This is a genomic window from Streptomyces sp. SID1328, from assembly GCF_009865595.1.
Classification (GTDB): Bacteria; Actinomycetota; Actinomycetes; order Streptomycetales; family Streptomycetaceae; genus Streptomyces; species Streptomyces griseoluteus.
Map to the genome: position 1 here is coordinate 1 of NZ_WWKH01000411.1, position 8948 is coordinate 8948.

Annotated in this window: 11 protein-coding genes; 3 read left to right on the plus strand and 8 right to left on the minus strand. The window is 71.8% G+C overall.

What is annotated here, in order from left to right:
- Together GT030_RS12160 and GT030_RS12165 are read left to right on the plus strand one after the other, a co-directional pair.
- Positions 1-186 (plus strand): DUF6153 family protein (locus tag GT030_RS12160; protein WP_237522333.1); only part of this gene is annotated, 186 nt, incomplete at its 5' end.
- An 81-nt stretch (positions 187-267) separates the two neighbouring features.
- Positions 268-876, plus strand: coding sequence for a DUF305 domain-containing protein (locus GT030_RS12165; protein ID WP_161201119.1), 609 nt, complete (start codon positions 268-270; stop codon positions 874-876).
- Positions 877-928: 52 nt separating this feature from the next.
- Here the strand turns inward: GT030_RS12165 and rocD are convergent, their stop codons facing one another.
- From rocD to GT030_RS12200, 8 genes are all read right to left on the minus strand, one after another.
- The gene (gene rocD, locus GT030_RS12170; RefSeq protein WP_161201120.1) at positions 929-2155 is read right to left on the minus strand and encodes an ornithine--oxo-acid transaminase; all 1227 of its coding nucleotides are present in this window, start codon (positions 2153-2155) and stop codon (positions 929-931) included.
- Complete coding sequence (gene ddaH / locus GT030_RS12175; RefSeq protein ID WP_086690898.1) at positions 2152-2964, minus strand: dimethylargininase; 813 nt, start codon at positions 2962-2964, stop codon at positions 2152-2154. Before ddaH ends, rocD begins: the two co-directional genes overlap by 4 nt.
- 167 nt (positions 2965-3131) lie before the next feature.
- Positions 3132-3617 (minus strand): Lrp/AsnC family transcriptional regulator, encoded by a 486-nt coding sequence (locus GT030_RS12180; RefSeq protein WP_030809053.1) that lies wholly within the window; start codon positions 3615-3617, stop codon positions 3132-3134.
- Between the two features lie 13 nt (positions 3618-3630).
- Positions 3631-3816, minus strand: a complete 186-nt coding sequence (locus GT030_RS35615; protein ID WP_031181883.1) for a hypothetical protein — start codon at positions 3814-3816, stop codon at positions 3631-3633.
- Positions 3817-3906: 90 nt separating this feature from the next.
- Positions 3907-4857 (minus strand): cytochrome c oxidase assembly protein, encoded by a 951-nt coding sequence (locus tag GT030_RS12185; RefSeq protein WP_161201121.1) that lies wholly within the window; start codon positions 4855-4857, stop codon positions 3907-3909.
- A gap of 105 nt (positions 4858-4962) precedes the next feature.
- Complete coding sequence (locus GT030_RS12190; protein WP_135791092.1) at positions 4963-5988, minus strand: 6-phosphofructokinase; 1026 nt, start codon at positions 5986-5988, stop codon at positions 4963-4965.
- A gap of 212 nt (positions 5989-6200) precedes the next feature.
- Positions 6201-6929: a glutamine amidotransferase gene (locus GT030_RS12195; RefSeq protein ID WP_030809066.1), complete on the minus strand. Its 729-nt coding sequence runs from the start codon at positions 6927-6929 to the stop codon at positions 6201-6203.
- A 23-nt stretch (positions 6930-6952) separates the two neighbouring features.
- Positions 6953-8191 carry a MurT ligase domain-containing protein gene (locus GT030_RS12200; protein WP_135791091.1) on the minus strand — a complete coding sequence of 413 codons (1239 nt, stop codon included), beginning with the start codon at positions 8189-8191 and terminating at the stop codon, positions 6953-6955.
- 160 nt (positions 8192-8351) lie between these two features.
- On the opposite strand from GT030_RS12200, the gene def reads away from it, so the two are divergent.
- Entirely contained in the window at positions 8352-8891 is a 540-nt protein-coding gene (def, locus tag GT030_RS12205) for a peptide deformylase (RefSeq protein WP_161201122.1), read from the plus strand.
- Positions 8892-8948 lie beyond the last annotated feature (57 nt).

The following is an 8948-nucleotide window of genomic DNA, read 5'->3' on the forward strand; positions in this document are numbered from 1 at the left end:
CTCCACCACGCCGACCCGACCTGCGCCTCCGGTGCCGTGAGCAGCGGGCCCGAGCTGCCGAAACCCGTCGCGGGCCCGGCCGGCGCGCCAGAACCGTGCGGCGGCCCCCGTATCCGTACCGCCACCGCGCCCGACGGCGCCCGCGCACCGCCCTCCCTGGCCGAACTCCAACTCCTGCGGATCTAGAGGCACCCACGACCGCGCGCCCGTGCGGCGCGGCCGTCCCCACGCGTGCCCAGATCCACTTTCACCAGCAGGAGTCCAAGCATGACCACCACCCACGCGGTCCGCCGCGCCGCGCTCGGCGTCGCCACCGCCTCCGCCGTCGTCCTCCTCGCCGCCTGCGGCGGGGAGAAGCACACCGGAGCCCACGGCGCCCCGGCGGCCTCGGCCACGGCCGGCGTCCACAACGCCGAGGACGTCACCTTCGCGCAGGGCATGATCCCGCACCACCAGCAGGCCGTGGAGATGGCCCGGCTCGCCCCCGGCCACGCCGCCTCCGCCGAGGTGAAGGCCCTCGCCGCCCGGATCGAGAAGGCGCAGGACCCCGAGATCCGCACCATGACGGGCTGGCTGAAGTCCTGGGGTGAGGAGCCCCCGATGGCCGGCATGGACCACTCGCGCCACGGCGGCATGGCGGGCATGTCCGGGACGATGAGCGCCGACGACATGACCGCGCTGAAGAAGAGCACCGGCGCCGACTTCGACAGGAAGTTCCTGACCCTGATGATCGTCCACCACCAGGGCGCCGTGGAGATGGCGCACACGGAGAAGGCCAAGGGCCGGGACAGCGGGGCCACGAAGATGGCGGACGACGTGATCGCCGCGCAGAGCGCCGAGATCAAGCAGATGAAGGGCCTGCTCGCCAAGAACTGAGCAAACGGGCGGGGCCGGGACGTGAACAAGTCCCGGCCCCGCCCGCACACGCTCAGCCGGCCTGCCCCAGCACCTTCTCCAGCGTCCCCAGCGCGGAGCGCAGCTCGTCCGCCGTCACCGTCAGCGGGGGAGCCAGCCGGATCGTGGAGCCGTGGGTGTCCTTGACCAGGATGCCCTCGCGCATCAGCCGCTCGCTGATCTCCCGGCCGGTGCCCAGCGCCGGGTCCACGTCCACACCCGCCCACAGACCCCGCGCCCGGAACCCGGTCACCCCGTGCCCCTCCAACGCCTGGAGCCCCTCGCGCAGAACCAGCCCCAGCTCGTCGGCCCGGCGCTGGAACTCACCCGTCTCCAGCAGCTCGACCACCGCCGTGCCGACCGCGGCCGCCAGCGGGTTGCCGCCGAAGGTAGAGCCGTGCTCGCCCGGACCCAGTACGCCCATCACCTCGCGCCGGGCCACCACCGCCGAGACCGGCACGATGCCGCCGCCCAGCGCCTTGCCGAGCAGCAGCACGTCCGGCACGACCGACTCGTGCTCGACGGCCAGGGTGCGCCCGGTGCGGCCGAGCCCGGACTGGATCTCGTCCGCGATGAACAGGCACCCCTTGCGCCGGGTCAGCTCCCGGACACCGGCGAGATAGCCCGCGTCCGGGATGATCACCCCGGCCTCGCCCTGGATGGGCTCGATCAGCACGGCGGCCGTGGTCTCGTCGACCGCCTCCTCCAGCGCGGCCAGGTCGTTGTACGGCACGATCCTGAAACCGGGTGTGAAGGGGCCGAAGCCCGCCCGCGCCGACTCGTCCGTGGAGAAGCTGACGATGGTCGTCGTACGGCCGTGGAAGTTGTCCGCGGCGACCACGATCGTGGCCTGCCCGTCGGGCACGCCCTTCACGTCGTACGCCCACTTGCGGGCCACCTTGATGCCGCTCTCCACCGCCTCGGCGCCGGTGTTCATCGGCAGCACCATGTCCAGGCCGGTCAGCGCGGCGAGCCGCTCGGCGAACCCCGCCAGCCGGTCGTTGTGGAAGGCGCGGGAGGTCAGCGTCAGCCGGTCGAGCTGGTCGTGCGCGGCCTGGATCAGCGCCGGGTGGCGGTGGCCGAAGTTGAGGGCCGAGTAGCCGGCCAGCATGTCGAGGTACCGGCGGCCCTCGACGTCCTCCACCCAGGCGCCCTCGGCCCGTGCCACGACGACGGGCAGCGGGTGGTAGTTGTGCGCGAGCACCGGCTCCTCCGCCCGGATCAGGTCGGCGGACGTGCGCGCGTGCGCGGGTGCGGTCATGAGCGGATCTCCTGAGTGCAGCACTTGATGCCGCCGCCTGCCTTGTGCAGCTCCGACAGATCGACGGGCACGGGGTCGTAGCCATGCGTCGCCAGGCGCTCGGCGAGCACCTCGGCCTGAGGGGCGATGAAGACGTGCCGGCCGTCGGACACGGAGTTCAGGCCGAAGGCCATCGCGTCGTCACGGGTGGCGAGCACCGCGTCCGGGTACAGCCGCTGGAGCACCTCGCGGCTGCCCGCCGAGAAGGCTTCCGGGTAGTAGGCGATGTTGTCGTCGTCCAGCACGAACAGCGCCGTGTCCAGGTGGTAGAAGTACGGGTCCACCAGGGTCAGCGTGATCACCGGGTGGCCGAAGAACTCCTGCGCCTCCCGGTGGGCGTCGCGGGTGGTGCGGAACCCGGTGCCGGCCAGCACGTACCGGCCGGTCCACACCAGGTCGCCCTCGCCCTCGGTCACCGCCAGCGGGCGGTACACGTCGTACCCCGCCGTCTTGAACCAGGAGTCGTAGTGCAGCGATTCCGGGCGGCGCTCCGGGGCGTGGAACAGCGAGCCGAAGACGCGGCCGCCGACCACGAAGGCGGCGTTGGCCGCGAAGACCATGTCGGGCAGGCCCGGCACCGGGTCGACGGCGTCCACGGTGTGCCCGTGGGCGCGGTAGGCGTCGATCAGCGCCTGCCACTGGGACTGGGCGAGGTCGACGTCCACGGGGGTGTCGGGACGCATCCAGGGGTTGATCGCGTACTGCACGGTGAAGTGCCTGGGTTCGCAGACCAGAAAGCGCCGGGGGCGCTGCACACGGGTTTCGGCCACAGAGGGTTTCCTCCGCTTTCCAGTGTGTTACTCACGGGGGTGAGACCACGGTAGAAACTCCGGCCGAGGCACGACAAGCGACGAAAGCTGCGTGATCGCGCAGGATCGCTGCGCATCCGCCGGTAGGGACGCACGAGACCTGCGCGTTCTGCGGGTTTGACCGCCGATCACTCGGGAGCGGCCTGAGTGGCGCCCGCCTCGGGGCTCTCCGGGAGCAGGTGGGACAGCACCATCACGCTGATCGTCTTCCGGATGAAGGGCTCGGCGCGGATGCGCTCCAGCACCTCCTCGAAGTGCTCCACGTCGCGTGCCCGTACGTGCAGCAGCGCGTCCGCGCCCCCTGTCACCGTCATCGCCGCCGTGATCTCCGGATGGTTGCTGACCACCTCCGCGAGCCGCCGCGGCGGGGCGGCGCCCTCGCAGTAGACCTCGACGTACGCCTCCGTGCGCCAGCCGAGCGCGGAGGGCTTCACGGTCGCGGTGAACCCGGTGATCACCCCGGTCTCGCGCAGCCGGTCGACGCGCCGCTTGACCGCCGTGGCGGACAGCCCGACGGCGGCGCCGATCTCGGCGAAGCTGCTGCGGGCGTTCGCCATCAGCGCGGTGATGATCTTGCGGTCGAGGTCGTCGAAGGACGCGGCCCTGCTGTTCACGCGGCCACTGTAATCACCTCTGCGTGACCGCCAGCGCCACCGTCAGCAGCCCCAGCACCACCCAGCCGAACCACAGCCAGCCGTTGCCGCCGAGCGCGACCGTGTACGCCGTGACGACGACCAGGCCGCCCACGGTCAGCGCCCCCATCGCCCTGGTGGAACCGTCCGCCTTGCTGGAACCTCGCATGGAACCGGGCATCGCGGCACCCTCCTCGTGGTCCGTCCACCACCATCGTGCCCCGGTTCCGCCGCCACCGGCACTCCGATGGCCGGGCGGATCCGCGCGGGATCAGCCCTCGCGCCCGCTGAGGGAGGCCAGATAGGCGTTGTACGCCTCCAGCTCCCGGTCGCCGTTCCGGTCCGCCGCCCGGTCCTTGCGGCGGGCCTGCCGCTGCTCGGAGCCGTACCACTGGAACAGCAGCGCGATCAGCACCAGCACGGACGGGATCTCGCTGAACGCCCACGCGATACCGCCGGCCGCGCCCTGGTCGGAGAGCGCGTCGATGCCGAGCGAGGCGGGCGGGTTCTTGAAGGTCTCCACCATCGGCTCGGAGGCCATCATCAGCGCGATGCCGAAGAAGGCGTGGAACGGCATGCCCGCGAACAGCTCCAGCATCCGCATCAGGTGGTTCGGCCGGTGCGGGCCCGGGTCGACGCCGATGATCGGCCAGAAGAACACCACGCCCACCGCCAGGAAGTGCACCATCATCGCGATGTGCCCGGCCTTGGACCCCATCAGGAAGTCGAAGACCGGCGAGAAGTACAGCGCGTACAGGCTGGCGATGAACAGCGGGATCGTGAACGCCGGATGCGTGATGAACCGCATGTACCGGCTGTGCAGCAGCGCCAGCAGCAGCTCACGCGGGCCGGTGCGGCCGCGCCCCGCCGTGGGCAGCGCCCTGAGCGCCAGCGTCACCGGCGCGCCCAGCAGGATCAGGATCGGCGACAGCATGCTGATCACCATGTGCTGCACCATGTGCACGCTGAACATGACCATGCCGTAGTCGTTCAGCCGGGTGCACATCACCAGACCGATGGTCAGCACACCGACGACGTACGACAGGGTGCGCGAGACGGGCCACGCGTCCCCGCGCCGCCGCAGCCGCAGCACGCCCCAGCCGTACAGGGCGAGCCCGGCCAGGCAGGCGATCAGGAAGAAGGGGTCCGCCGACCACACGAGCCCCCGTCCCAGCGTGAACGGCGGCAGATCCGGCATCATGCCGTGCCCGCTGTGGTCCATCCGGCGGCTCCTGGTTCGTGGCGGTTGAGCGGTTTCTGTCCGCACTCAGGGTACGGGCGCCCCCGCGCCCGCCCGTGAGCGGGGTCCGCCCGGCCCCGCGAGCCGCTACAGCACGCACTCCGCCTCGGCGTACCGCTCCGCCGGTACCGTCTTCAGGGTGCTGACCGCCTCGGCAAGCGGCACCATCACGATGTCCGTGCCGCGCAGCGCGGTCATCCGGCCGAACTCCTCCCGGTGCACCGCCTCCACCGCGTGCCAGCCGAAGCGGGTCGCCAGCACCCTGTCGTACGCCGTCGGGGTGCCGCCGCGCTGCACATGCCCGAGGATCACCGGCCGGGCCTCCTTGCCGAGCCGCTGCTCCAGCTCGACGGAGAGCTGGCGGGCGATCCCGGCGAAGCGCTCGTGGCCGTAGATGTCCCGGCCGCCCTCGTCGAACTCCATGGAACCGGCGCGCGGCTTGGCGCCCTCGGCGGCCACCACGATGGCGAACCGCTTGCCCGCCTCGAACCGGGCACCGACGCGGCGGGTCAACTCGTCGATGTCGAAAGGCCGTTCGGGGACCACGATGGCGTGCGCGCCGGCCGCCGTGCCCGAGTTCAGCGCTATCCAGCCGGTGTGGCGGCCCATGACCTCCACGATCAGCACCCGCTGGTGGGACTCGGCGGTGGTCTTCAGCCGGTCCAGCGCCTCGGTGGCGACCCCCACGGCCGTGTCGAAGCCGAAGGTGACGTCGGTCGCCGAGATGTCGTTGTCGATGGTCTTGGGCACGCCCACGATGGGCAGCCCGCTGTCCGACAGCAGCCGGGCCGCCTTCAGCGTGCCCTCACCGCCGATCGGGATGATCGCGTCGAGCCCGAGTTCCTCGACATGGCCCTTGACCCGCTCCACCCCGCCGCGCAGATGCTCCGGACGGACGCGTGAGGAGCCGAGGATCGTGCCGCCGCGCGCCAGGATGCCGCTGACGGCGTCCAGGTCGAGCTTCAAGTAGTCGCACTCCAGCAGGCCCTTCCAGCCGTCGCGGAAGCCGATGACCTCGTCGCCGTGGTCGGCGACGGCTCGGTGCACGACCGACCGGATGACGGCGTTCAGGCCGGGGCAGTCGCCGCCGGAGGTGAGGACACCAATGCGCATAGCCCGAATTACCTTCTCGACGTGGGCCGGGAGGCCGGACCACGTTGTCCGGCGGGTTCCCGGCCACACTACCGGCGGCAGGGGCCCCTCACCCAGCGGGCGTCCGCCTGCTGGACGCACCCGCACAGGTGAGCGGACGACGCGTCAGGCGGGCCCGCGAAAGCTCACGGGCCCGCCTGACGGGTGTACTGATATGCGGTGGTACGCGGTGATCAGGCCGGCTGCTGCGCCGCCGCGATGCGCTCGTCGCGCAGCGCCTCGTACCAGCGGTCGTCGATCGGCGGCAGCGCGTTCACGTCCAGCGCCAGCTTCAGCAGCAGGTCCGCGATCTGCGGGTTACGCGCCAGCACGGGGCCGTGCATGTACGTGCCGAACACGGTGCCGTTGTACGCGCCCTCGGTGCCGTCGCCGGTGCCGTTGCCCCGGCCCATGGTGACCTGTGCGAAAGCGCGGGCGGTCGGGCCCAGATGGGTGACGCCCTGGTGGTTCTCGAACCCGGTCAGCGGAGGCAGACCGAGGCGCGGGTCGATGTCGCCGAGCACATCGCCCACGCACCGCTCGCCCTCGCCGCGCGTCGACATCACGTCGAGCAGGCCGAGGCCCGGCTCGCGCTGGCCGAGGTCGTTGATGAACTCGTGGCCGAGGATCTGGTAACCGGCGCACACGGAGAACACGATCGCGCCGTTCTCCACCGCACGCTGGAGGTGCCCGTCGCGGCGCAGCCGCTCGGCCGCCAGCCGCTGCGGGCGGTCCTCACCGCCGCCGATCAGGTAGATGTCGCCCGAGGTCGGGATCGGCTGGTCGCTGCGCACGTCGAGACGGGCCACGTCCAGGCCGCGCTGACGCGCCCGGCGCTCCACGACGAGGGCGTTGCCCTGGTCGCCGTAGGTGCTCAGCAGGTCGGGATAGATCCACACCAGCCGCAGTTGGTTGTCGCTCATGGGGAGGTGTTCGCCCTTCTGGCTCAGTTGCCGACGCGGCGGCGCAGGTCCTGGAACGCGGTGTAGTTGGCGATGACCTCGATACGGCCCGGCGGGGCCGCGGCCACGGCCTCGTCGAGGTTCTCGCACACCTGGAAGTGCTGGTTCGCCACTTCCAGACGGACGGCGAGGTCCAGCTTCCGGTCACCGATGACGAAGATCGGGTGGCCGGTGAGCCGGGTGTAGTCCACGTCCCACAGCCAGGAGGTGTCGGTGCCGTCCGCCCCGCGCGCGTTCACGGAGAGGATCACCGGGGTGGGCGGCGGGTCGATCAGGGAGAAGGTCTCCAGCCAGCCGGCCGGGTTCTTCGCCAGCAGCAGACGCAGGTCGCGGTTCTGGAACTGGACCACGTCGTAGCGTCCGGCGACCGCCTGCACCTGGTACATCCGCTCCAGCGCCACCTGCGGCGGTACGCCGAACACGGCGGCGACCGCGGCCGAGCTGGCCGCGTTCGCCTTGTTGGCGCGGCCCGGCAGCTGGAGGTGGATCGGCCAGGCGGAGCCGTGCGGGTCGAGGACGTGGTCGCCGGAGAGCGCCCAGGTCGGCGTCGGGCGGCGGAAGCCGCACTCGCCGCAGAACCAGTCGTCACCGGGGCGCTGCATCACACCGCCGCAGGACGGGCACGACCAGGCGTCGTCCTTCCACATCTGGCCGGCCGCGACCCAGACCACGTTCGGGGAGGACGAGGCCGCCCACACCACCAGCGGGTCGTCGCAGTTGGCGACGACGACGGCCTTGGAGCCGGACAGGCCCTCGCGCCAGTTCTCCGCGAGCATCCGGGTCTCGGCCGCGCGGTCCAGCTGGTCGCGGGAGAGGTTCAGCAGCGCGATGCACTTGGGGCTGGTGTCACGTGCCACGCCGGCCAGGTACTTCTCGTCGACCTCGATGACACCGAACTTGGCGTCCGAGCCGCCCGCGAGGGCGGAGGTGATACCGGCCGGCATGTTGGCGCCGAGCGCGTTGGACACCACCGGACCGGCGGCGCGCAGGGCCTCCGCGATCAGCCGGGTGGTGGTGGTCTTGCCGTTGGTCGCCGACACCAGGACCACGTCCAGGTGGGTGGCGAGCCGGGCGAGCAGGTCGGGGTCGAGCCGCAGGGCGACCTTTCCGCCGATCACCGACCCGCTGCCGCGTCCCGCGGCGCGCGATGCCGCCGCGACCGCCTTGCCCGCGGTCACGGCCAGCTTGGCCCGCGGCGAGAGCGGGTCCGAGTTGCCTGCCATCAGTCCTCGATCCTCCTTGCGTACGCGCCGCGCCTGGGGCCATCCGGCAGCGTGGTGGGGGCCTCAGCCTATCGAGAACCGTTCGCACACCCGAATCCCGGTCCGCCCGGCCCGCCCTCGCGCGCTCGGCGCGGGCCGAACGAACCGTACCCTTGCCGCCATGCGACACCGCTCGATACCGGGTGCCCACGGGCGCGTCCGGCCCCTCACCCTCCTCGGCGACCCCGTGCTGCACGCACCCTGCGGGGACGTCACCGACTTCGGCCCGGAACTCGAGGCGCTCGTGGCGGACTTGTTCGCCACCATGTACGCCCACGAGGGCGTGGGCCTGGCCGCCAACCAGATCGGCGTGAACCTGCGGGTGTTCGTGTACGACTGCCCGGACGACGACGAGGTCCGCCACCTGGGCCATGTGGTCAACCCCCACCTGGTGACCGCCGACGGGCTGGAGTTCCTGGGCCCGGAGGGCTGTCTGTCGCTGCCGGGCCTGGAGGCGGGCACGGAGCGGTACGACCACGCGGTGGTCGAGGGCGTCACGATGACGGGGGAGCCGGTCACCGTCGACGGCACCGGGTTCTTCGCCCGCTGCCTCCAGCACGAGTGCGACCATCTGGCCGGCACGGTCTACGCCGACCGCGTGACGGGCCGTCGCCGGCGCAGGCTCGACCGCCAGGTACGGAAGGCCCCCTGGCGGACGTGAGGCCGGCCGGGAGCGGTCTAGGTCCTGTCTGACAATTCCCGTCTGCCGCGCGACGCC

Bases quoted from the DNA above. Each gene is read 5' to 3' on its own strand.
- GT030_RS12195 (WP_030809066.1), bottom strand. From the start codon at position 6,929: ATGAGCGACAACCAACTGCGGCTGGTGTGGATCTATCCCGACCTGCTG.
- rocD (WP_161201120.1), bottom strand. From the start codon at position 2,155: ATGACCGCACCCGCGCACGCGCGCACGTCCGCCGACCTGATCCGGGCG.
- GT030_RS12190 (WP_135791092.1), bottom strand. From the start codon at position 5,988: ATGCGCATTGGTGTCCTCACCTCCGGCGGCGACTGCCCCGGCCTGAAC.
- def (WP_161201122.1), top strand. From the start codon at position 8,352: ATGCGACACCGCTCGATACCGGGTGCCCACGGGCGCGTCCGGCCCCTC.
- GT030_RS12200 (WP_135791091.1), bottom strand. From the start codon at position 8,191: ATGGCAGGCAACTCGGACCCGCTCTCGCCGCGGGCCAAGCTGGCCGTG.
- GT030_RS12185 (WP_161201121.1), bottom strand. From the start codon at position 4,857: ATGGACCACAGCGGGCACGGCATGATGCCGGATCTGCCGCCGTTCACG.
- GT030_RS35615 (WP_031181883.1), bottom strand. From the start codon at position 3,816: ATGCCCGGTTCCATGCGAGGTTCCAGCAAGGCGGACGGTTCCACCAGG.
- GT030_RS12165 (WP_161201119.1), top strand. From the start codon at position 268: ATGACCACCACCCACGCGGTCCGCCGCGCCGCGCTCGGCGTCGCCACC.